At 48.3% G+C, this 22115-nt stretch carries 18 protein-coding genes and 1 pseudogene; 11 read left to right on the top strand and 8 right to left on the bottom strand.

Annotated elements, in window-relative coordinates; translation table 11 throughout:
* The first annotated feature begins 18 nt into the window (after positions 1-18).
* From mreC to AM1_RS23475, 5 genes are all read left to right on the top strand, one after another.
* A complete protein-coding gene (mreC, locus tag AM1_RS23495) occupies positions 19-795 on the top strand; it encodes a rod shape-determining protein MreC (protein WP_012165411.1) in 777 nt (258 codons plus the stop codon).
* A complete protein-coding gene (mreD, locus tag AM1_RS23490; RefSeq protein WP_012165410.1) occupies positions 749-1306 on the top strand; it encodes a rod shape-determining protein MreD in 558 nt (185 codons plus the stop codon). Before mreC ends, mreD begins: the two co-directional genes overlap by 47 nt.
* Positions 1307-1468: 162 nt before the next feature.
* Complete coding sequence (gene dxs / locus AM1_RS23485) at positions 1469-3376, top strand: 1-deoxy-D-xylulose-5-phosphate synthase (RefSeq protein ID WP_012165409.1); 1908 nt, start codon at positions 1469-1471, stop codon at positions 3374-3376.
* Between the two features lie 34 nt (positions 3377-3410).
* Positions 3411-4478 carry an S-methyl-5-thioribose-1-phosphate isomerase gene (gene mtnA / locus AM1_RS23480; RefSeq protein ID WP_012165408.1) on the top strand — a complete coding sequence of 356 codons (1068 nt, stop codon included), beginning with the start codon at positions 3411-3413 and terminating at the stop codon, positions 4476-4478.
* A gap of 36 nt (positions 4479-4514) precedes the next feature.
* Positions 4515-5504, top strand: a complete 990-nt coding sequence (locus AM1_RS23475; RefSeq protein ID WP_238549050.1) for a metallophosphoesterase — start codon at positions 4515-4517, stop codon at positions 5502-5504.
* 51 nt (positions 5505-5555) lie between these two features.
* On the opposite strand, the gene AM1_RS23470 is transcribed toward AM1_RS23475, so the two are convergent.
* Positions 5556-6221 carry a hypothetical protein gene (locus tag AM1_RS23470; RefSeq protein WP_012165405.1) on the bottom strand — a complete coding sequence of 222 codons (666 nt, stop codon included), beginning with the start codon at positions 6219-6221 and terminating at the stop codon, positions 5556-5558.
* 472 nt (positions 6222-6693) lie between these two features.
* Between AM1_RS23470 and AM1_RS23460 the strand changes: the two genes are divergently transcribed.
* Positions 6694-8445 carry a serine/threonine-protein kinase gene (locus AM1_RS23460; RefSeq protein WP_012165403.1) on the top strand — a complete coding sequence of 584 codons (1752 nt, stop codon included), beginning with the start codon at positions 6694-6696 and terminating at the stop codon, positions 8443-8445.
* A 220-nt stretch (positions 8446-8665) separates the two neighbouring features.
* The gene (locus tag AM1_RS23455; RefSeq protein WP_012165402.1) at positions 8666-9325 is read left to right on the top strand and encodes a TVP38/TMEM64 family protein; all 660 of its coding nucleotides are present in this window, start codon (positions 8666-8668) and stop codon (positions 9323-9325) included.
* Positions 9326-9341: 16 nt separating this feature from the next.
* On the opposite strand, the pseudogene AM1_RS23450 reads toward AM1_RS23455, so the two are convergent.
* Positions 9342-10465, bottom strand: a pseudogene (locus tag AM1_RS23450) (transposase).
* Between the two features lie 82 nt (positions 10466-10547).
* Between AM1_RS23450 and AM1_RS23445 the strand changes: the two are divergent.
* On the top strand, positions 10548-11858 hold the full coding sequence (locus tag AM1_RS23445) for an IS701-like element ISAcma8 family transposase (protein ID WP_012160919.1): 1311 nt from the start codon (positions 10548-10550) through the stop codon (positions 11856-11858).
* Between the two features lie 36 nt (positions 11859-11894).
* On the opposite strand, the gene AM1_RS23440 is transcribed toward AM1_RS23445, so the two are convergent.
* The 5 genes from AM1_RS23440 to AM1_RS23415 all read right to left on the bottom strand — a co-directional run bounded on the left by AM1_RS23440 (position 11895) and on the right by AM1_RS23415 (position 17246).
* Positions 11895-12768, bottom strand: a protein-coding gene (locus AM1_RS23440) for an IS630 family transposase (protein ID WP_148215806.1) whose coding sequence is annotated in 2 segments (ribosomal slippage) — positions 11895-12437 and positions 12439-12768 — 873 coding nt in all. Because the reading frame shifts where the segments join, the coding sequence is not laid out codon by codon here.
* Between the two features lie 133 nt (positions 12769-12901).
* Positions 12902-13510, bottom strand: a complete 609-nt coding sequence (locus tag AM1_RS23430) for a hypothetical protein (RefSeq protein ID WP_012165399.1) — start codon at positions 13508-13510, stop codon at positions 12902-12904.
* A gap of 178 nt (positions 13511-13688) precedes the next feature.
* A complete protein-coding gene (locus AM1_RS23425) occupies positions 13689-14309 on the bottom strand; it encodes a Vat family streptogramin A O-acetyltransferase (protein WP_012165398.1) in 621 nt (206 codons plus the stop codon).
* 5 nt (positions 14310-14314) lie between these two features.
* Complete coding sequence (locus tag AM1_RS23420) at positions 14315-15157, bottom strand: DUF547 domain-containing protein (protein WP_012165397.1); 843 nt, start codon at positions 15155-15157, stop codon at positions 14315-14317.
* A gap of 67 nt (positions 15158-15224) precedes the next feature.
* The gene (locus tag AM1_RS23415; RefSeq protein ID WP_012165396.1) at positions 15225-17246 is read right to left on the bottom strand and encodes a glycosyltransferase family 2 protein; all 2022 of its coding nucleotides are present in this window, start codon (positions 17244-17246) and stop codon (positions 15225-15227) included.
* 368 nt (positions 17247-17614) lie between these two features.
* Here AM1_RS23415 and AM1_RS23410 point away from each other — a divergent pair, with 368 nt between their 5' ends.
* Positions 17615-17935 carry a hypothetical protein gene (locus tag AM1_RS23410; protein ID WP_012165395.1) on the top strand — a complete coding sequence of 107 codons (321 nt, stop codon included), beginning with the start codon at positions 17615-17617 and terminating at the stop codon, positions 17933-17935.
* Positions 17936-17949: 14 nt separating this feature from the next.
* Here the strand turns inward: AM1_RS23410 and AM1_RS23405 are convergent, their stop codons facing one another.
* Positions 17950-19182 carry a PAS domain-containing sensor histidine kinase gene (locus AM1_RS23405; RefSeq protein WP_012165394.1) on the bottom strand — a complete coding sequence of 411 codons (1233 nt, stop codon included), beginning with the start codon at positions 19180-19182 and terminating at the stop codon, positions 17950-17952.
* Positions 19183-19353: 171 nt separating this feature from the next.
* Between AM1_RS23405 and AM1_RS23400 the strand changes: the two genes are divergently transcribed.
* Both AM1_RS23400 and AM1_RS23395 read left to right on the top strand, forming a co-directional pair.
* Positions 19354-20127 carry a response regulator transcription factor gene (locus tag AM1_RS23400; RefSeq protein WP_012165393.1) on the top strand — a complete coding sequence of 258 codons (774 nt, stop codon included), beginning with the start codon at positions 19354-19356 and terminating at the stop codon, positions 20125-20127.
* Between the two features lie 344 nt (positions 20128-20471).
* Positions 20472-22112 (top strand): CmpA/NrtA family ABC transporter substrate-binding protein, encoded by a 1641-nt coding sequence (locus tag AM1_RS23395; RefSeq protein ID WP_041660283.1) that lies wholly within the window; start codon positions 20472-20474, stop codon positions 22110-22112.
* The last annotated feature ends 3 nt before the right edge of the window (positions 22113-22115 follow it).

The raw sequence follows: 22115 nt of genomic DNA, 5'->3' as shown, positions 1-22115 counted from the left end.
TCTTTAGTTTGATCGTCAATGCTTTTTCTGTTTCGCTGGTGGGAACGGTATCGTTTAGGGTTAATCCTAGCTATTTTATGCCTAGGAGGAGCGTGGGTATTTAGCCGTTCTCAAGGGGTGGGCTTGCTGGAAATCTTTCGGTTTGCTCATCGACCGGTGCAGCCGGATGCCGTTAGGCAAAAAGAGCTGGTGGATGCCCAAACAAAACAGCTCCGTCAGCAACTGGCTGATCTGGAATCCCGCAATCAGACCCTCCAGGAGCTGGTTGATCACAAAAGTGTGAAAAGCAAGCAAGCGATCGCAGTTTCAATACTGGGGCGCAGTGGGGATAATTGGTGGCAACAGTTAACCCTGAGCAAAGGCGAGAATCACGGCATTAAAGTGGGTTCCGTGGTATTCGCGCCGGGGGGATTAGTAGGGCGAGTGACCGCTGTTTCTCAAAATACCAGTCGAGTCTTATTAGTTACCGATCCAACAAGCCGCATTGGGGTGATTGTTACCCGTAGCCGCCACATGGGCATCTTTCAAGGCCAGTCGGGCACCGAAGCCCTAATCACCTTTTTTGATAAGGATCCGGACGTGAAGGTGGGGGATGCGGTGGTCACCTCTTCCCTCAGTCGCCTATTCCCTCCAGGGCTGCCAGTCGGTAAAATTAAGACTTTGAAATTAGAGCAAAATTACAATCCTCAGGCCATTGTTGAATTGGCAGTCCCGATTAGCAAGTTGGAATGGGTTAGCGTATACCTGAATGATCAAACCTCTCTCCTTCAGAAAACAGTCCCCGCTTCCCCTTAATCTTTGGAATGCTGCCATCGTGGTTGGATCCGTGATGATCTGTGCCTTGATGTTGCTGTTCAGGTTGCCGGTCATGGTGCTATCAGGGGTGGGGCCGAATTGGCTGCTGGTGTGGGTGGTGACCTGGAGTATTAAGCGCTCCTCGCTCCAGGGCATTGTGGCGGGTATTTGTCTGGGGCTGATTCAAGATGGCCTGACAGCGGCTCAGCCGACCCATACGGTGGGTTTAGCCCTGGTGGGGTTGCTGACGGGACGCATCAACAAAAAACGCTTTATCCAGGAAGACTTTATCTCCATCGCCCTAATCGTATTTGGGATGGCCCTGATGGTGGAGGCTGTGGCTGCGATTCAGTTTGGCTTAGGGGGAACACATCGTCTAGAGGATGTGTGGCTGCATCTGCGGCAGACGGCCCTAAGTTCTGGGATTCTGAGTAGCTTATGGGCTCCGGTAGTTTATTTCCCGTTGAACCGGTGGTGGACTCGATATCATCGGTTATTGGGGATCGAATAATTAACCGACACTCACATAAAATTGCCATAGATAGGCTTTAATCCTTGGCGAGTAAATTGAGCGGATGGGGATCAATTCTCAAAATGTAATCAACGCGACGGCCTGAAATCGACTACAGTAGAGGATAGCGAAACAAGCAAATTGACGGGAGACGACTCCGGTATGCATCTGAGTGAAATTGTCCACCCTAACCAGTTGCACGGGTTATCTATTTCGGAACTGAAGCAAATTGCCAATCAGATCCGTGAGAAGCATTTAGACACTGTGGCGACGAGCGGTGGCCATTTAGGACCGGGGTTAGGGGTTGTTGAACTGACCCTAGCGCTCTATCAAACCTTAGATTTAGATCAAGATAAAGTGGTGTGGGATGTCGGACACCAAGCCTATCCCCACAAACTGATTACGGGACGATACGAGCGGTTCCATACCCTACGCCAAAAAGATGGGGTTGCCGGATATTTAAATCGTCGGGAAAGCAAGTTTGATCACTTTGGTGCAGGACATGCGTCTACCAGTATTTCATCCGTCCTAGGGATGGCCTTGGCTCGAGATGCCAAGGGAGAAAACTTTAAAACAGTCGCAGTCATTGGCGACGGAGCGATGACGGGTGGGATGGCTCTGGAAGCCATTAACCATGCGGGTCACCTCCCTCATACTCGGATGCTCGTGATTTTAAATGATAACGACATGTCCATTTCTCCGAATGTGGGCGCCATGTCTCGTTATCTGAATAAGATGCGCCTCAGTCCTCCGATTCAGTTCTTGTCCGATAACTTTGAAGAACAGCTCAAGCAGCTCCCTTTTGGAGAGCAGGTCGCTCCCGATTTGAAGCGCCTCAAAGGCGGCATGAAGCGCCTGGCGGTGTCTAAGGTTGGTGCGGTATTTGAAGAGCTGGGCTTTACCTATATAGGGCCTGTAGATGGCCATAGCCTGGAGGAGTTGCTGGCAACCTTTAAGGAAGCCCATTTGCATGAAGGCCCTGTGCTGGTGCATGTGGCCACCACGAAGGGTAAGGGATATGCGATCGCAGAGCAAGACCAAGTCAGCTACCATGCCCAAAGTCCGTTCAACCTAGAAACGGGTAAAGCGAAGCCATCCAACAAACCCAAGCCACCCAGCTATTCCAAAGTGTTTGCCGAAACCCTAATCAAAATGGCGGAAAACGACATTCGGGTCGTGGGCATCACCGCAGCCATGGCTACGGGAACAGGGTTAGACAAATTACAAGCCAAACTACCAAAACAATATATTGATGTCGGTATTGCTGAACAGCATGCCGTTACCCTAGCTGCTGGGATGGCCTGTGAAGGGATGCGACCTGTTGTCGCTATCTATTCCACCTTTTTGCAGCGAGGCTACGACCAAATTATTCATGATGTCTGCATCCAAAACCTGCCCGTCTTTTTCTGCTTAGATCGGGCCGGTATCGTCGGTGCCGATGGACCCACCCACCAAGGTATGTACGATATCGCCTACCTACGCTGCCTCCCAAATATGGTGATGATGGCGCCTAAGGATGAAGCCGAACTGCAGCAAATGTTAGTGACGGGCATCAACTATACCGATGGCCCGATTGCCATGCGCTATCCCCGAGGCAGTGGCCTGGGGGTAGGCCTAATGGAAGAAGGGTGGGAACCGTTACCCATTGGTAAAGCGGAAACCCTGCGCCATGGCGACGATGTCTTGCTGCTGGCCTATGGCACGATGGTGAACTTGGCGTCTCAAGTGGCAGATATGCTGACGGAGCATGGTGTACGGGCCACCGTGGTGAATGCTCGATTTGCCAAGCCCTTGGATACAGAGTTAATTATTCCTTTGGCTCAGAAGATTGGCCAAGTGGTCACCCTTGAGGAAGGCTGTTTACCCGGTGGCTTCGGCTCGGCTGTCTTAGAAGCCCTGATGGACCATCAAGTGATGGCCCCTGTGACCCGCATTGGCGTTCCGGATCAATTGGTAGAGCATGCCACACCGGATCAATCCAAAGCGGAGCTGGGACTTACCCCTGCTCAAGTGGCAGAAAGAGTGTTAGGGTTGCTGAAGCAGAAACCAGCACCTAGCTACGTTTCCTAATACTTGTCCACTGATTCCCAAAAATTGAACTCTGATGACTGCATCGGTTGCCAATCCCGTTTACCCTGTTGTTTGGCGTGGCGACCACGTTGAACTGATTGATCAGACTCGCTTGCCGCAACAATTTAGCGTTGTAGAGATCCGCCGCTCAGAAGATATGGCGACGGCGATCAAAACCATGATTGTTCGGGGTGCTCCAGCTATCGGAGTGGCTGCTGCCTATGGCATGTACTTAGGAAGTTGCGAAGTTACCACTGACAATCGGGATGGATTCTTGAGTGAACTGGCTGGTGTCGGTGATACCCTCAAAGCCACCCGACCGACGGCAGTGAACTTGTTTTGGGCAGTAGATCGGATGCTGAAAGTGGCTCGCCAAACCTTAGGCCCCATTTCCCAGATTCAAGACCAGCTGTTAACGACGGCTCAAGAGATTGGGGCGGATGATGTCCGCACTTGCAAGGCGATTGGCGATCATGGCCTCAGTGTTTTACCTAAAGATCCGGAAAAGCTTTGTCTTCTGACCCATTGTAATGCTGGAGCCTTAGCGACGGCAGGCTATGGTACTGCATTGGGGGTGGTTCGCTCCGCTTGGACCGCAGGTCGATTGGCCAGGGTCTATGCAGATGAGACTCGGCCTCGTTTGCAGGGGGCCAAGTTAACCACTTGGGAATGCGTACAAGAAGAGATTCCTGTGACGCTGATCTCTGATGGCATGGCGGCCCATTGTATGCAGCAGAACCTGATCGATGTGGTGGTGGTTGGCGCTGATCGCATTGCCGCGAATGGTGATGCGGCCAACAAAATTGGTACTTATAGCGTTGCCCTTTGTGCTAAAGCCCACAATTTGCCTTTTTACGTCGCAGCGCCCCTCTCTACGATTGATTTTGATCTAGCGGATGGCGGGGGGATTCCGATTGAAGAGCGACATCCATCGGAAATTTATCAAATTGGGACAACGGATATTTGTCCAAAAGGGGTTGAGTTCTATAACCCTGCCTTTGATGTGACTCCCGCTGAATTGATTACCGGCATTATTACGGAGCATGGTGTGTTTGCCCCAGGAGATATCCGAGAGAAGCTCAGCCATCACCGCTCTGCTTAACTTTGCTCCGTCATCCCAGAGATGTGGTCAATGGGGATGCCTATTTGTTATCACAGGAATTGGTGCTGGTTTTGGGATGCGATCGCAAAGTCGCATCTAAAGAGAGTATCTGGCTACTCTGAAGGGAAGGATGGCAAGGAATTGATGGGACAGGATTTGGGGCAGATGCCTAAAAGACGACTTTTCAGAAGGCGAAGTTTTGGGATTTGGACCTTATTGATCCTATTTTTCCTGGCTCTAGGATTACCGGTGTATGCCTATAAGATTGAACCCTATTGGTTAGAGGTAAAGACGGTCCCCCTAGTCTTGCCCCATTTGCAGCCAGAGTTTGATGGTTATCGGATTGTGCAGCTCAGTGATGTGCATGTGGTCGATCAAATGCCACAGCCCTTTCTGGAAAAGGTCATTGACCAAACTAATCGACAGCAGCCCGATCTGGTCGTTATTACAGGAGATATTGTTACCGCGTCTCCTCGGCGATATGCATCTCGCATTGAAGCGGCATTTAAAACCTTTGAAGCTCCGACCGTCGCTGTTTTGGGAAATCATGACTATTGGTCTGATCCAGAGGCAGTCCAGCAAATTTTGCAGAATAGTAACGTGGAACCTCTCCGTAATCAGGTCTATACGGTGCATCGAAACCAGGCTCAACTGCATATTGCAGGGGTTGATGATGTGTGGGCAGGGGCCGCCGATTTGGATCAGGTGATGGCCCAGTTGCCCAAAACAGGAGCCGCGATCTTATTGGCCCATGAACCTGATTTTGCGGATACCGCCGTCACCACCCATCGGTTTGATTTAGAACTGTCTGGGCATGCCCATGGCGGTCAGGTCGCCATTCCATTTGTGGGGGCTCCCGTGTTGCCCCCCCATGGCAAACGATATCCCATTGGTCAATATCAAATTGAAGATTTAATCCAATACACCAACCGTGGGATAGGTATGGTTAGCCCTCGTGTTCGGTTTGGGAGTCGTCCTGAAATCACAGTTTTTCAGCTATCTGCCCCTGCTGAACAGCAATCCTAGGGATAGAAAGATTGGTCTATCCCCGATGCTGGTTTATTCAGGTCTCAAGATTTAACCTTCCGTAGTCTGTAAAGCATTGGCATAAAGAGATGGTCGGAGACATAGATAGACTAATGGCCCCAGGAATGGGACTAACACAGCTCCCCAAAATAAGGGAGACTGAATCGATAAACCCCGTCGATTGGCATCTGCGATTAATATGGCCGGAAAGACAAGGCTGAGCATACAAAAATCTAAGCTCATAACGTGAATAAATCGACTTGTTTGCCAGAGCTGGACAAAATTGGCCCAGTCTCCTTGGGAAAGGCCGAAGGCAATAAGCACGACCCCACCCACTAATAATCCCAACCCTAATCCTCGGCTGTCCCAAAACTTTAAGTTGCGGCTGCTTTCTCCTGCTAGCTCAGGTTGAGGTGATTGGCGGAGAGCCAGGTAGGGCAGCAGAGCAAAGGCTCCAAAAGCAAAGGATAGGCTGGCGAATGGCCATGCTGATATTTTTTGCTCACAACCATCAGCCAACAGGACGCTTCCATAGATCATGGGCCAGATGCCCATCAGGTTAAACAGGGCAATCACAAAGGGATTGATGCCTTCCCAGTTCATCGTAGCGAGTTGTTGAATTAACTCCAGGGAATTTCCCTGATCTGGAGGCGCTAAAACAAAGGCATAGAAACTAAACCCTAGCCATATCAAACCAAATCCAATTTTGCGCGCCATTCTAACTCCAGTCTGATCAATATCCATTTATTAAAATATGACTGAATTTGGGCGAAGTGAGGGGGATTTGGTATGGAGCTTTGTTTAGGATCGGGGCGCAATACCTGTACGCCTCGAAGTAGCTTTTGATCAATCTTTGCCAGATCTTCCATCTCCATGAGACGGCATGCATATCCATCTCTGCACTAACGATAGGTCATCAGAAAGCCTTATATGCCTTGAGCTTTCTAGGCCATGGGGTGATGCAACTTGATTTCTCAGTGACAACAATCACACCCCCATTTGACGATTATCACTGAGTGACAAAGTCAGTGGCTGTATATCTTATAGACACACCCCGCTACCTCAAAGGACAGGCAAATGAACCCAAAATTCTGGACGGTTTGACCACCAAAGGCTGAGATTTTTATTCAGCCTTTGGGTATCGGCCACGAACAACCCCTCAAAGAATGGCCTACTCTGGAGCTCTCCCATGCTATTGAACAATCGCTTCCGAATCTTAAAACAACTCGCCAAAGGTGGTTTTGGCGCAACGTACTTGGCAGAAGATACCCATATGCTGTCGCGGCGTCACTGTGTGGTGAAGCAATTACAGCCGGAGGTGCCTAACCAGAGCTGCTATGAGATTGCGCTCAAGAAATTCAAGGAGGAAGCGGCGGTTCTTGAACAACTGAAGCATGATCAAATTCCTCAGCTGTATGGCTATTTTGAGCAAGAGAATCGCTTATTCCTGATCCAGGAATGGGTTGATGGACCCACCTTAGGCGAAAAAGTTCGAGCGTTGGGACAGCTCTCGGCAGAAGAAGTTCAACAGATGCTGCTCCGAGTGCTTCCGGTTCTGGAATATCTGCAAAATTTTAAAGTCATTCATCGGGATATTAAGCCAGATAACTTGATTCTGCGGCAGGTGGATAGTCGCCCTGTGCTAATCGACTTTGGCTCCATGAAGCGGCATCTCAAAACCCGGATCAGCTTTTCGGGAAGTGTTGTAGATTCCGTGATCATCGGAACTGAAGGGTTTATGGCCCCTGAGCAGGCGGCCCAACGAACGGTCTATGCCAGCGATTTGTATAGCTTGGGGATGACGGCCATCTATGCTCTGACGGCAAAGCTACCGGTGGAGATGGAGTCCGACTATGATACGGGGCAGTTTAAATGGCGACAATATGCGCCCCATGTCAGTGATCATTTAGCAAAAATTTTGGACAAAGCGACGGAATTTAGCCCCCATGATCGGTTTAGTACTGCGGCTGAGATGCTCGATGCGTTGACCCTCCAGAATGCGAGTGCCGCTGCCACGCTGATTTCTGAGCGAACGATTCATGAACGACCCACAATATTAGATCAGGTTGAGCCTGAGCTTGCTGAGCCCGCGACTGCACCTACGCGTCAGACCCTGGCGCTTTCCCCCTCTGTAGTGATGACCTCTCTAGTGGCAGGCGGTATTGGATTTGCGATCGCCCTCGGTTTCCAAGGGTTAGGCCCTCAAGCTGTAACGGCCAACCCCGATCAGACCAGAGATACGGGCACGCCTTTGGTACAAGCGGCCAATACCTTCTCCGGGCAGGGGCATGAGCTGGGGGCCATCCGTACCCTATTGAATGTGCCCACCACCTCGAAACATGCCCAGGATGCCCGCGAAAAAGTTGCGAATCTCGTCCACCTAGAGCTGGGGCAACCCATCGATCAACAGTTGGATGTAATTAATTTGGAGAAGCCTCCTGGTAAAGCAAAGCGAAGTTTGGCAGGGCTTGGCGTCTCCTACTTATCAGAAGTGGACACCAAGACTCAACAGGATAAAGTACAAACGAAATTTGGCCACTCCCCCATCCAGACTTACCGATCCAACTGGCCCATCCATCGGCAACCCACGGATGCGGATTTAGTTGCTGATCCCAAATCTTGGTATGACCCTTGGTTTGAGCAGTACGAAATTGCGCCCGGTATGACGATGGAAGTGATGTATGGATGTAAGTCAAATAAGGTTCTGCAAACAGCTGAAACCTTTGACCGCAGCAATGTGGATGATGAATTGATCGCAGCCCGCTTCAACCGGATTTTGCAAGGCAGTCGTCAAAAAGATATCCAAGCCTCCCAGGCGACCCTCAAGAGACTCATCGATGATAAAGGTAAAGCTAGAACTGAAACCTTTTCAACGGACCAGGTGCGAGGTTGGCTTATCAGCAATCAAGACCAGCTGATGATTGTAACCCGAGGGATTTAATGGATTCAGTTATTCCCCGCTGAGAAGAGGAAAATGTTTTCGGGGCGGCGATGCTGTGAGTGCCTGGCCCACTCGTCCATAGAGTGAACCTGCATCACGTTACCCTCATTGTTCCTTGGTGAAGAGTAGTGGGCTAACGGTAGAGCTTCTTTAGGATGAAATATTAAGCAATAATTAAGCAAACTATTTTAAACTATTGGCAATCTCAATCTTCATTGCCATGACTAGAACTCTGCGCAGACTGCTTAAATTCCTTTTGATTATCGGGGTTGTGGTGGGCTTAATCTGGCTCATCCAACAATATGGGATGGAGAGAATTCGGGCCAATGTCGCCCATATGGGCGTCTGGGCACCGATCGGCATTTTTGCCCTCCGCTTTATCAGCGTGGTGATTCCAGCTTTACCTAGTACGGCCTGGTCTCTGTTGGCAGGGAGTGTTTTAGCTAACTTCTGGACAGCATTAATTACGGTTGTTTTGGCAGATGTCATTGCTTGTAGCCTGGCGTTTTTCCTAGCGAAAAAATTTGGCCGAAATTTGGTGGAAAAGCTTGTTGGAACCAAGTTTATGGATAAAGTTGACAAAGTCAGCCAACGGCATTTGGAGACTAACTTCTTTCTCCTAATGGGGTTTTTAATGACAGGGGTATTTGATTTTGTCAGCTATGGCGTTGGGTTAACGACAACCAGGTGGGTACAGTTTATCCCTGCACTGCTGATTGGTATAACCATTCACAACACTCCTGTTGTCGCCATAGGTGCGGGCTTATTTGCTGAGGGCAATGGTCAATTGTTAGCCGTAGGGGCAGTTTTGGGGATTTTCTCGTTGGCTATCATCACCGGATGGTTGCAACGTCGAAAAAGTCAGGCGGCTAGGGGGTGAATGTTAGATGCAAGGCTTAACTCATATCTTGCACCAAGATAAATGGAGGTCCAGTCCCAGTTGCTGCATGCGAGGTCTAAGTTGTTCGACATCCGCAATCAACGTCATCACCAGTAGATGGGGGAACCATAACTCCATCGCTAGCCGAGCAGCTTGTCCCCAGACCGGTAACCCTGACATAGCAGTGGTGAGATAGGCCCAATGAGCTAACAAATAGGCAATCATTGACAATACCAACCAGCGATACACTCCTGTCAATGTCCCTTGGGCAAATCGATCTAAGCTAAACCGATGTTTGGCCGTCTTGAACCATCCCTCAATTTGCCATCGTCGTTTCCCCCATCTAGTAATCGTGCTACCCTTCCAAGGCTTCGTGGAAAGCACATACCGAAGTTCCCGCTGGCTATTCTCTCGCTTAAGCCAAAACCAAGACACCCAAACCGGAAACCTCAAACCGACTAAGTGCGTCTGCTGCCCTCGCTGAGACAGTTGAGAAATGGGTCCCCCTGCTTGTTGTTTTCGGTCTTTACGAACCCCCACAATGGTGGGATATCCCAGTTGTTTGGTTCCTTCTAGAAAGTCAATGCTGCCAAAGCCTGTATCAGCTAACACCAACACTTGAAACCCTTGAGCCAACGGTTGTGGTAATCGCCGAAGCAACTGTAGTCCTAATTGAGCAGGAGAAGGCGTGTCTTTCCCTCGATAGACCCTAAAGTTCCAAGGCAAGCGCCATTTCCCCACAACTAGATACATCACGACCAGATGCAGACCTCGTTTGCCGTGATACACCCGAATCAAACCTGGCATGGTTTTGAACTTGCCTGTTTTCTCTAGGGTGGTTAGGTCTAGAATCACTTGTAAGTAGGGCTGACGTCCTGGCATCCTGACCTTCAATAGTTGCTCAATGGCTGCTTGACGTACCGCACGAATCACTTGACGAGTGGGCCATTGATACTGATTGAGAAATCGACTGATGGCACTGGCAGATTTAACTTTGCTATGAGCAGATAAAGATTGACCAGTTGCTTCTAAAAACAACTCCAATAAGGCTTGTAAGGTCTCTTGCTGATAGGGACTCGGCATCAGATGGAGCAAAGTGTAGACTAGCCCTTGGGCATGGGCAAGGATGTGTTTTGGCATGCTTGTTTCTATATATCCCTCTTTTATCACTTTAGACAGATAAAAAATAGACTATTCTCAGTTTCTATTTTTCTAATGAGTGATGTCAGCTTCAAGAAGTCCAGAACCAACCATTGGCTTTGTTGATGAGTACTGCCAACTATTTGCAGAGTTATTTCCCCAAGTCCGCAGTTATGAAGCCTTCAAGCATCTCCATCTGGGGATGATTAGTGATATCAAACGTAAATCATTGCCCGCCATTGCAAGAGCAGTGGGCTTGGAGAACCATCAAAGCCTGCATCATTTTCTGAGTGAATCACCTTGGGTAGCGTCACATTTGTCTGACAAGAGATTGGACATCATCTTGAAAATACTGGATGGGCGCAGGTTAATTCTATTGATCGATGAGACGGGCGATTGCAAAAAAGGCAAGAGTACCGACTATGTGAAACGGCAGTATATCGGCAATGTGGGCAAGAAAGAGAATGGCATCGTCGCAGTCACTGCCTACGGGCTGTTTCAAGGGATGATTTTGCCTTTGTCCTTTGAAGTGTACAAACCCCGAGAACGTCTTAAAGAGGAGGATGAGTATCTCAGCAAACCCCAAATTGCTGCTGGAATGATCCGACAGTTGCAAGGGATGGGCTTTTGCTTTGAGCTCGTCCTGGCTGACAGCTTGTATGGGGAAGCTCAAACAAACTTTGTGAATGTCTTAGAGGAGTTAAAGCTGCCCTATATCCTAGCGATTCGTAGCAATCATGCGGTGTGGTTACCCGCAGAACAAGCAGTCTTTGCCGAACCGTGGCAGTCATTTGAACGAACCTTCAGCAATGGCACCACTGAAACTCGTTACAGGCAAGAGATCATTTATGGCCAGCGACACCACCAGAAGCGCTATTGGCTATTAACCACGGACCCCCAAACGCTACCAGAGAACTCAACCTCTTATGTCATGGCAGCGGCACCCGAGATCAAGCTGGATGAAATTGGGGATTGCTATGGCTTCAGAACTTGGATTGAGTATGGTCTCAAACAGTCTAAAGATACCTTGGGTTGGGCTGATTTTCGCATGACGCACTACGAACAAATTGAAAAGTGGTGGGAGATAGTGATGAGCGCTTTCTTGATGGTGAGTTTGTTCGCTGATGTCTTCAATGACTCTTGTCCAGTGGCACATCAACACTTTGCGCAGCATCCTTGGTGGGATAACCAAAACGGGTGGAAGAATCTGCTCAATAATGTGCGCTTGATCATTCAACCGTTAATCAGTTGGAATCTTCTAAAGCGCTGGTTAGAAGTCTTTCCCAGCCGTGCTTTGAAAAAGGGGTTTGAGCAACTCACATCAAAGATGGAGGCATTTTGCTGTCCACTGGTGAGGAAATTGCTCAAGCATCCTGATTTTCTCTCTGTCTAAAGTGATAAAAGAGGGATATAGCAGTCGCCATACTATTCAGGACGCTAGATGCAGGACATGTTCCATTGCTTCTCTGAGAGACCCAAAATGGTCTAATTGGTGGCGGATGCGACTTTTAATCCAAGACCAAGACCGCTCAATCTTGTTCAAGTCAGGAGAATAAGGCGGTAAATACCAAACCTCACAGCCTGCTGCTTCCACTAATTCCTGTATTTGTCCTCCCTTGTGAAAGGTAGCATTATCAATCACCAGCTTCTGCCCAGGTTTGAGCATAGGTATCAAGCAACGCTCTAGCCAAATTTCAAATACGGTTCGATTGCAAGCCCCTTCGATCGTGAACGGCGCCATTAATTGCTTGGCTCTCAACGCCGCAATCATATTGACTCGACCACTTCTACGGCCAGATTTCAAGGCATAAGCCCGCTCACCTTTGGGACCGTAAGCGTAGTCATACTCGTCTCGATGCTCCATGCCCGACTCATCTGCATAGACGATATCGTCTGGATCTACGGTACTTAGACGTTTGATGAACTCTGCCCGTTTGTGCTCATCTCGTTCTCGGTACCCATACGTTTTTTTTTCGAGTAAATCCAATTTTCTGGAGAGCTCTTGAGATGGTTCGATCACTAATCTCTCCATCCCATAGTTGGGCCATCTGAGCTTGGGTTTTATGCCGATGCTTGTGGGCAAATGCTCGAAACTTGTTCCAGTCTGTGATTTTATGGCTATGGCCAGGATGATGGACTGGCCTGGGATGCAAATCACCTGTTTCCGCCTTGAGGTGTTGCCATTGGTTAATCGTGTTACGACTGATATGGAACAGTTCACTCGCTTCTGAAGGGCGCATCCCATCTAGCTCAATCGCATCTATCACTTTGCAACGTAGGTCGTAACTATAAATTTTGGGCATCACAAAACAGAAGGAATGAATAACTTCTCTAGTTTAAGTCCTTCTCAATATGGCGACTGCTATAACTGCACGCCCTTTTCTCATAGGTGAGACCCTTGGTGCAACATCTCAGTTAAAGCACAGACCCAGGGCATTACACTTTTGCTTTATGCTCGAGCACTCGATAGATAGCCTTGAGAATACTATCTTCGTCTTGGCTAATTTTTTGATCGATTAAGGCAATCGTAATGGCTTTGGATAAGACAAAAGCGGCAATATCAGGCTCTAAGTCTTCTAATAAAGGTTCAATGACCACAGGAACTTTTAGGGCAGATTGTATCTGGAGGACCATCCCTTCCTCCAAACCCATGGAGACTAAACGGGGCTTTAGCGCGTGGCCAATAAAGGTCGGATCAGGGCTGCCTGCCCGAATAACATAGGCTAATAGGCGATGGACCTTGCCTTGTTGACTTTTAGACATCTTGGCATAAGTGAGTTCTGCCTCAACCTGAGCACCACGACTTTGATTGATATTGGTCAGGATCTTTTGCCATTCGTCTTCGCTGCATTGTTCCGGTTTATCCACCACGAGCGATATCTGAACTTTCCCGTTACTCGTTTTGAGATGAGTCACGCTAGCTTGAATGCCCAGATACCCTAACCACTGAGAAATCATACTAATGAGTTTATGGCTAGCAGAGTGAGTTTGGGCTAATAGCTGGACTTGCGTCCGCACCAGGGGCTGAACAAGACGATCAAGCATGGTTGATTTCTCTCAATTCTCTTGGATGGGGCAAAGCTATCTGTTTCGGGAATTCTAGTTCAGCTCGGTATTAAGCATGGGAACGAAATTAATCCCCATACTGATAATCCCGATCGACATTAATTCGTTTATGCCCTGCTAAAGGCATTCCTTCTAGCAATGCCCAAAAGGTAGAGAATTATCGACATGTTCGCAATGCAGCAATATCGGCACCCACAATTTTCTCCAGGTTGGCTGTGATGGTTTCAATATCCCAATTCCACCAGGCAATCTCTAGCAATGTTTGAATGACTGTATCGGGAAAACGCTGGCGAATTACAGTGGCAGGATTACCGCCCACAATGGTGTAAGGTGGAACTTCTTTGGTGACCATAGACTGAGCAGCGATGATGGCCCCATCGCCAATCTTGATTCCGGGCATGATCACGGCCTCATAACCAATCCAAACATCATGACCAATGACGGTATCTCCCTTGTAGGGATACTCATTGATCCGCTGCCAATCCTTGCCAAAGATCTCAAAAGGATAGGTAGAAAAGCCGGACATTTTATGGTTTGCCCCATTCATGATGAACCGAATGCCTCGGGATAAAGCGCAGAACCTGCCAATGATCAGCTTGTCACCAACAAAAGGGAAGTGATAGAGGACGTTGCGCTCAAAGTTCTCGGAGTCAATGGGGTCATCATAATAGGTGTAGTCACCAATCACGATGTTGGGATTGGTGACCGTATTTTTGATAAAGCAAATTTGCGGAAACCCCGCCATAGGATGAACCACGGTAGGGTCAGGGTATTCCATGGAGTTTATTGCTTATTGAGGGACCAATCATAGCCTAGATAACTGACTTGATATTTGCCAGCTTTTAAATAGGCTTTGTCTTCGGCAGAGACATAGTTACTAATAAAGTTGAGGACTGCTTTTTGCTTATCATCGCCACCGAACTGATCCTTAACGGCAAAATCAGGTTTCCAGTCATCGCCATACCAGTCAAAGATTTTAGACAGATAGACTTTGTTCTCTTGTCGATCAATCCGAAAACCACTATCAGGACGGGCGAGCCATCTTTTGGTCTGATCTTCTAATTGAGCATCCACATTTTCGGCTGTGAAAGGTTCATTACGCAGGGGAGGACAGCTCTTGGCGGCACAGACTAGGGCTGCATGAATGCGAGGCTCATTGAAGGTGGGGCGGATAATATCATGCTCGATATTGTTTAGGGTTTTGGATTCACCTGCCAGCTGAAATTTCTTGGAACTCCAGACCCCTGGAATATCTCGAATACTGGCTTTGAGAGGTTCCTGCTCAATGATGGCGAGTAAGGTCAAGGCGTTATAGGCATTCATCAGGTATGCCAATTGCTGATTCTCGTCCCAGCCTTTGTAAGTATCTGGGGTAACGGCAGCCAACTGAGCGTAGTAGCGATCCAGCTCGCCTCGATTTTCTTGGAGTGCCTCATAATTGACCCAGCCATCATCCGTGACGTATTGCGCTAGCAGCTTGGCATATTCATCGTTGCTAAAAGGCTTGTTGGCGTCTATGGCTGCTTGGACCGGAATATCTTCGGCACCGATAAATGGCAGATTGGCACAGCTGCCCAGTAGAAGCACGCCTGGCAACAAAATAGAAAAGGGTTTGATCTTCTTCATATCTATTTATCTCCAGGCATCTCAGAAAAAACTATATGCTTCTATGTAGCCCGATGGAACTGAGAATTTACTGAGATGTCCCTGGGCTGGTCTTAAAAAGTGATTGGGAACGTCGAAAATACCAAGTCCACAGCCATCCCAAAACAAAGGGAGTCCATAGCCAAATGCGCTCACTAGAGGTCAATAACCAATTACCTGCCCCCAAGCTTTCGCGGTGGGGAAGGGCAAAATAAACAAAGGCTGAGAGACTGACCAGACGGGTTCCCCAGTTTCTACTCGCGACTGCAAAAGGGACCAGCCAAGTAAAGTACCAGGCATGAACCACTGGCGAGAGTAAAAGCAAGATTCCTAGATAGCTTTCGGTAAAGTCACCGACCTGGGTGGAGCGCCAAAGGAGAAAGAGGAGTGCGATCGCAAGGGGTATCAACAAAACCGCATTGTGCCATTCGGGGGCCGATAACAATGTGCCAATGGGTAAAAACTCGGCACTACGGCCTTTGGTGACAAAGGAGGAACTGGTGGGAATGAGGGGGCAACTGGTCAGAGAACAGAATGGTAAGGCACTGATCAGCATAGGCATGACTGGCACCAGAACGGAGATGCTCGCCCACGTCCACTCTCGCTTTCTCACAAAGATCCAACCTACAAACCCAATGATAGGTAGAGAAATCCATTTGGTGGCAATACTGACCCCCAGCAACCCTAATCCGGCAAGGGTGATAGCAGCCCGACGGGGTTGAGTGTCCAAACAGAGCCAAGCCCAGACTAGGGGCAAAATAAACCAGCTATCGTAATGGGCTCCGCCTGCAAAGGAGTAAAGGATCAGTGGGTTCCAGGCATAGATCAGGGCTCTTAGGCGGCCGAAGCGCCGCTGCAGCAACCAACAAACCCCTAAGTCTGCTGCTACAAACGCAAGCTTGAAGAGCAATATGGAGGTGGCAATTGCAGCCAGTCCTCGAAAGCCTAGCTGAGTAATGGGTGGGTAAATGGCAGAGACATCCGCATTATTGATCATTGACCACCATGCTGTGCGTAATGGCGTGAGTTCAGGAGCAGTGGGGGCAAGTTCAAAGGGACTAATGCCCAAGTTTTGCAATCGTCCTTCCCAGAGATAGCGCCATATATCATTGCCAGGAGCCATGGCTAAGAGGATGCATCGGGTTGCGATCGCAACCATCCAAAACCACACCTTTGACACTTGGGGCAATGTCCAAGACATAACAAACCCCAATCCCATCACGCTTACCCCTCGCCAAAACGGCGGTACCATTCCTGGCTGGGTAAAATCACCATAAGGAACGATCATGGCGCAGCCTGCCATCAGCAGAATGGCGCTTAGCCATACAGAGTATTTCCGCAGAGGAGATTTTGCGTAGAGCAGTTGTAAATGCTGCCCGTAGAGGACCGCCAGGGTGCTCAAAATAATGCTGCCAGCCTGGATACTTCCCTTAATCGTGCCGCTAATTTTGGAGCGTCCCCCCTGGCGAGGGCGGTAGCCTTGGGGAATCTCGCAGGTCCGCAATTTATGTTCGGCGGCCTTAGCCTGCATTTCCACCGTCCAGCCAAAGCCACGATCTTGCATATTGAGCTGTTCAAGGCGAGAGCGGCGAATCAGCCTAAGAGGACCTAAGTCTTGAAAGGGATGTCCCCAGCCCCAGCGGATCAGGGTTGTGGCTAATCCATTTCCCCAGTTCTGAACAGGGGTCATGGCGGCCCGACTTTCTGGCCGGACGCGGCGATTGCCTAAAATTAAGTCGAAATCTTGGCGTTGAGCAAAAAACTTTGGCAATACGGATAGATCATCGCTGCCATCGCCATCACAAAACAAAATCCAGTGGATATGTTCGGGGATATTCTGCATTCCCTGCCAACAGGCGCGACCATAGCCAGGAATAGGTTCAGAGAGAACGTCTGCACCTGCATTGAGGGCGGTTTCGGCAGTGCGATCGCAACTACCATTATCAACGACTCGAATTTGCTGTAGTCCAAGATCCTGTAAGGAATGAATAACGGTTCCAACCGTTTCTTCCTCGTTTAAAACAGGGATAATGACCAGAATGTCATCAAAGTTAGTGGCGGGAACCGTCATTCAGAAGGAGTGATTACAGCACGTTATACAGCTAGTCAACCTTATTAAGCTTAAATTGAAGACCTGACTTAGCTGAGTGTTCCCTGAGAGTTGAATGAGAAGTCTTCCACAAAGGCAGTCAATTGTGAATATTCAAATCTGGATTTTTGATGATTTATAGGCATAATTCTAATTATTTAATCTACAGAAAATAAATAAATAATTTTTAACTGCATACCTTATTCCTATTGTTTTTTTGAGATAAATAGTAATACCAAATGTAGCTCCAATGTGGAGTGAGATAATGATTTGGGAATTATAAGGATACAGTTATTTTTACTTAATTTATGTTCGGTGAACGCACAAAATTCTTATTCTTAAGTACGATAATGGCTCTCAGCACAAATGTTGCTGCTCATGCCCATTCCATTCCTATGGCTAAGCCTCAGCCAGCCGGTCCGCAAAAAATTGCCTCAGCTTGTTTACAGCGTATGGGCCAAGCTGCAGGCGGACAAACGATTCTCCTCAATGTTTGTTCTATTAAGCATGAGCAAGGATTCTATAACTCTTTTATTTACTATTTGGGGCGTGAAAAAATTTCGAGCTTAGCAGATTGTAGAAGTTTATCCTGGATAACTTACCCAGAACAGCAACGCCACTATCCTCGATCGGCTGCAACGGACTTAATGGTTAGGACCGTGTGTCAATAAGGCCCAAAGTCTATCTAACGACTACAGGGCAATCGGACTGTAAAGGTTGTTCCTACGCCAATCCTGCTATCTAAAGTAATCGTGCCCTGTAGTAGCTCCACAAACTGTTTGACAATACTCAATCCCAATCCCGTTCCTGGTACATTACTGACATTTTTGCCACGATAAAATGGATCAAAAATAAGGGACTGCTCTTCAGGCGAAACCCCCATCCCTTGGTCAGAAATTTGAAACGTAATGATATGCTTTCGGCGTGAAACCTTGAATTGGATCTCCCCATCCTCGGGGGAATAGCGAATCGCATTGTGTAAAATATTCGTCAAAATTGACCGGAGAAGTTGGACATCTATAGGGGTGATTAACTGCCGATGCCGACAGATGAGTAAAACGACATGATGAGGAGCCATTGACTGCACCTCGGCGACTAAATCTTGGCAAAATGCCACGAGATCCACCTCTGCCGATTTCAGCTCCATCCGTTTTGCATCCAATTTGCCGATGACGAGGATGTCATCAATCATCTCCGTCATGCGCTCGACATTCTCGGCAATGCCTGCCAAATATTCGGACTGTTGTCGAACCGTTAACCTTGAGTGATAGCGATTTAAGGACGAAATCGATAGGGCAATATTATTGAGAGGATTGCGGAACTCATGGCAGACCATCGCCACAAATCGTGATTTGAGAGCGCTTAGCTCTTGCAGTTGCTGATTGACCTGTTCTAATTCGGCGGTGCGTTCTCGGACTTTTGACTCTAAGACTTCATTGGTTTGTTTGAGAACAGATTCAGCCCATTGACGCTGGGTGATATCGCAAAAGGTGACCACTGCGCCTACAATCTGGCCCTGTTCATCATGGATAGGCGTACTGATATATTCCACAGGAAAGCAGGTACCGTCCCGACGCCAAAACACCTCATCGGTCACCCGATAGACCTTCCCATCGCGAAAGGCGGCATAGATGGGGCAGTTTTCTTTTGGGTAATGGCTGCCGTTGGGGTGGGAGTGATGGAGCACCGCATGCATGGGTTGACCGATCAGCTCGGCGGTGGACCAGCCAATCATTTTGGCTGCCGCGGGATTAACAAAGGTGACATTGCCTTCAATATCTAGACCATATACCCCTTCACCAATGGCGTCGAGAATCAGTTGATGGTGTTGCCAGAGGATTTCTAATGCGAGATCGCGAGGAGGAGGCTCATTCGATAGGGGAGAGGTCAAAAGAGACTGATTGTGGGGTTGAGACATATACATGCAGAATCAGTGCCGATCTGCATCTTCCGTGGGGTACCTCTCTTCAGACTGTATTCCAGGACACTACTCTAGGGTTGGCAACAACGTACAGATTAATCAGGGAGCAGTTAAAAACCAATTCATCCAATCTCAAAAAATGCCCTGCCTGACTGGGGTATTGCCGTTATGCAGAAGATCCTGATCATTGAAGATGAAACGCAAACCCGCAACTTATTTTTGAATTGCTTAAAATTTGAGGGATTTGAAGCCCTGGGAGCAGACAACGGATCCTTCGGCGTTCAACTTGCCCAGAAGTTTCATCCTGGGCTGGTGGTTTGCGACATTATGATGCCAGATATGGATGGCTATCAGGTGCTGTCTCAATTGCGGCAACATCCAGAGACTGCGACAATACCGTTTATCTTTCTGACAGCCAAAGTGACCATGTCAGAATTGCGCCAGGGGATGACCTTGGGGGCAGATGACTATTTAACGAAGCCCTGTACGATTGATGATTTTTTAGCTGCGATCGCAACCCGTTTCCAAAGACAATCCGAGCTGCGGGGTCAGATGGGGACTCCACCTGCCCCAGACCTCTCTACCGCTGATCGCATCTTTCCCCATTGCCCCCAATTGAATGCGGTTTTTGATTTTATTGAAGCGAACTACTGCCAGCCCTTGCATCTAAAAGATGTGGCAACTGTCGCCGGTTACTCTCCTGCCTATCTGACCCACCTGATGCAAACTCAAACGGGGCGTACCGTTAAGCAATGGATTGTGGAACGACGGATGAGTGAAGCACGGACCTTGCTGTTGCAGACTAAACAGTCCATCAAGAAAATAGCGATTACCCTTGGCTATGCTGATCCAGGTTATTTTATCCGTCAATTTCGCCAGCATCATGGTACCTCCCCTCACGGATGGCGACGACAATCCCATATTGAGTCCTCCCTGAGTTAAATCAAAAATCTAAAAAAAATCCTATTGACTTCTAAAATATGTCCACTTTCAGCGTCTAGGTTCGTTGGTAAGCTAATAAATGAGCAGTAATTATCAGAAATTAAATATTAATTAATAGCCGTTCAGTCTCCAGCAAATCTATAGAGGCTGAACCAATAAACTCTGAGTTTATATTTTTTTAAGTCTCTTATCCTGTTTGCCAAAGCCTTGCAAACAGGATATTTCAGCAGGATTAACCATGTAATGATAATTATTTTGTTTTATTTATTTCAGGTATCAAATACTACAAAAAAATATTTTTTAGTCCTTTAATTTAAGTTTATTCAACGACTGGATCAAAAAATATGGTGGTAGCAACAACCAAAAATAGAATCCCAAGGGCGGAAGATTTCAAGGCTCAGCGAGAGAGTCCTACTCAAGTTCCACCAAGTTGTCTAGTCTGCGGAGGTGTTCACTTTACACAAGACCATTGGCAGCACCTCGCAACGATGCCGAGTGATCCAGTAGAAATGGTTGATGATCTGGCAAAAATGGGTCTATATAAGCCAGATGCTTTTACGATTGCCCAATCGATCAGTGAGGCAGAACTGCGCAAGCAATTGTTCTTAAAAATAGTCTGTAAAGGAGACTCTAAAAGAGAACGCTTGGTCGGTGACTTAATCCAATTAGCAGGGGGGCTGGATCAGGCATTTGCTGCTGCTTTTGGGCCTAAAGCTGGAGACTTCTTTCGGGATGCTCAACGAACCAGTAGCGTGACTCGCCGGGAATTTCTGCGAAACATTGCGGTAGGGGCCGCCCTAGTTACCCTGACCAACTGTGCCCCTGGCGGCAACAAGCCCGATATTGGGGATACCAATGTAGACCCTGAATTAACCGCCAAGCTGGAGAAAACGGAGCTTAAGGTGGGCTTTATTCCCATTACCTGCGCAACGCCGATTATTATGTCTGAGCCGTTAGGGTTCTACAAAAAGCATGGTTTGAATGCCAAAGTGGTCAAAATGCCGAGTTGGGGGGCGGTGCGAGACTCTGCGATCGCAGGTGAACTGGACGCGTATCACATGCTAGCCCCCATGCCCATCGCCATGACTTTGGGATTAGGGTCTAGCTCCTTTGGCGTCAAGCTGGCTAGTATCGAGAATATTAATGGCCAAGCGATTACGGTGGCCAACCGCCATAAAGGTAAAGTCAAAGGTCCGGCGGACTTCAAGGGGTTTGTGATCGGCGTTCCCTTCCCCTACTCCATGCATAACCTTCTGCTGCGCTACTACCTTGCTACGGGGGGAATTGACCCCGATAAAGATGTCAAGATTCGTCCTGTTCCCCCGCCCGACAGTATTGCCCAATTGGTGGCCGGTGATATTGATGCCTACTTAATGCCGGATCCCTTCAACCAGCGAGCCGTCTTCGAGGGTGAAGGATTTATCCACAAATTAACGAAAGATTTATGGCCCAATCATCCCTGCTGTGCTTTTGCCGCCAGTGACGAATGGATCGACGCCAATCCCAACACCTTCCGAGCCTTAAACAAGTCGATTATCGAAGCAGCAGGCTATGCCAGCAAGGCCGAAAATCGACCCGAAATTGCCAAGGCGATTTCTGAAAGAGCTTTCTTGAACCAGCCAACGGAAGTCGTGGAAGCCGTTCTGACGGGCAAGTTTGACGATGGTAATGGTCAAACCCTGGACATTCCCGATCGGATTGACTTTGACCCCTATCCTTGGCAAAGCTTTGCCAACTGGATTTCGTCGCAGCTCGTGCGCTGGGACTTGCAAGGGGATGGCAAAGCCAAAACTGCCATTGATGGCAAGTATGACGAAGTAGGCAAAGATATTTTCCTCACCGATGTGGCTCGTGAACTGGCGACGGAACTAGGGCAGACTCCGCCTGACGAAATCTATAAAACTGAAACGCTGGCCTTTGATGAATTTGATCCGGCAAATCCAGCCCAATACATCGAAGAGCAAATCAAGAAATATGATGTTTAATCC

This window comes from Acaryochloris marina MBIC11017, assembly GCF_000018105.1.
GTDB classification, from domain to species: Bacteria; Cyanobacteriota; Cyanobacteriia; order Thermosynechococcales; family Thermosynechococcaceae; genus Acaryochloris; species Acaryochloris marina.
Note: the sequence above shows the minus strand (reverse complement) of the source record. Positions and strands in the feature narration are given on the sequence as shown.

What these genes read in the sequence shown, in the direction of transcription:
- mreC (WP_012165411.1), top strand. Translation starts at nt 19, where the DNA reads ATGCTTTTTCTGTTTCGCTGGTGGGAACGGTATCGTTTAGGGTTAATC.
- mreD (WP_012165410.1), top strand. Translation starts at nt 749, where the DNA reads ATGATCAAACCTCTCTCCTTCAGAAAACAGTCCCCGCTTCCCCTTAAT.
- dxs (WP_012165409.1), top strand. Translation starts at nt 1,469, where the DNA reads ATGCATCTGAGTGAAATTGTCCACCCTAACCAGTTGCACGGGTTATCT.
- mtnA (WP_012165408.1), top strand. Translation starts at nt 3,411, where the DNA reads ATGACTGCATCGGTTGCCAATCCCGTTTACCCTGTTGTTTGGCGTGGC.
- AM1_RS23475 (WP_238549050.1), top strand. Translation starts at nt 4,515, where the DNA reads ATGCCTATTTGTTATCACAGGAATTGGTGCTGGTTTTGGGATGCGATC.
- AM1_RS23470 (WP_012165405.1), bottom strand. Translation starts at nt 6,221, where the DNA reads ATGGCGCGCAAAATTGGATTTGGTTTGATATGGCTAGGGTTTAGTTTC.
- AM1_RS23460 (WP_012165403.1), top strand. Translation starts at nt 6,694, where the DNA reads ATGCTATTGAACAATCGCTTCCGAATCTTAAAACAACTCGCCAAAGGT.
- AM1_RS23455 (WP_012165402.1), top strand. Translation starts at nt 8,666, where the DNA reads ATGACTAGAACTCTGCGCAGACTGCTTAAATTCCTTTTGATTATCGGG.
- AM1_RS23445 (WP_012160919.1), top strand. Translation starts at nt 10,548, where the DNA reads ATGTCAGCTTCAAGAAGTCCAGAACCAACCATTGGCTTTGTTGATGAG.
- AM1_RS23430 (WP_012165399.1), bottom strand. Translation starts at nt 13,510, where the DNA reads ATGCTTGATCGTCTTGTTCAGCCCCTGGTGCGGACGCAAGTCCAGCTA.
- AM1_RS23425 (WP_012165398.1), bottom strand. Translation starts at nt 14,309, where the DNA reads ATGGAATACCCTGACCCTACCGTGGTTCATCCTATGGCGGGGTTTCCG.
- AM1_RS23420 (WP_012165397.1), bottom strand. Translation starts at nt 15,157, where the DNA reads ATGAAGAAGATCAAACCCTTTTCTATTTTGTTGCCAGGCGTGCTTCTA.
- AM1_RS23415 (WP_012165396.1), bottom strand. Translation starts at nt 17,246, where the DNA reads ATGACGGTTCCCGCCACTAACTTTGATGACATTCTGGTCATTATCCCT.
- AM1_RS23410 (WP_012165395.1), top strand. Translation starts at nt 17,615, where the DNA reads ATGGCTCTCAGCACAAATGTTGCTGCTCATGCCCATTCCATTCCTATG.
- AM1_RS23405 (WP_012165394.1), bottom strand. Translation starts at nt 19,182, where the DNA reads ATGTCTCAACCCCACAATCAGTCTCTTTTGACCTCTCCCCTATCGAAT.
- AM1_RS23400 (WP_012165393.1), top strand. Translation starts at nt 19,354, where the DNA reads ATGCAGAAGATCCTGATCATTGAAGATGAAACGCAAACCCGCAACTTA.
- AM1_RS23395 (WP_041660283.1), top strand. Translation starts at nt 20,472, where the DNA reads ATGGTGGTAGCAACAACCAAAAATAGAATCCCAAGGGCGGAAGATTTC.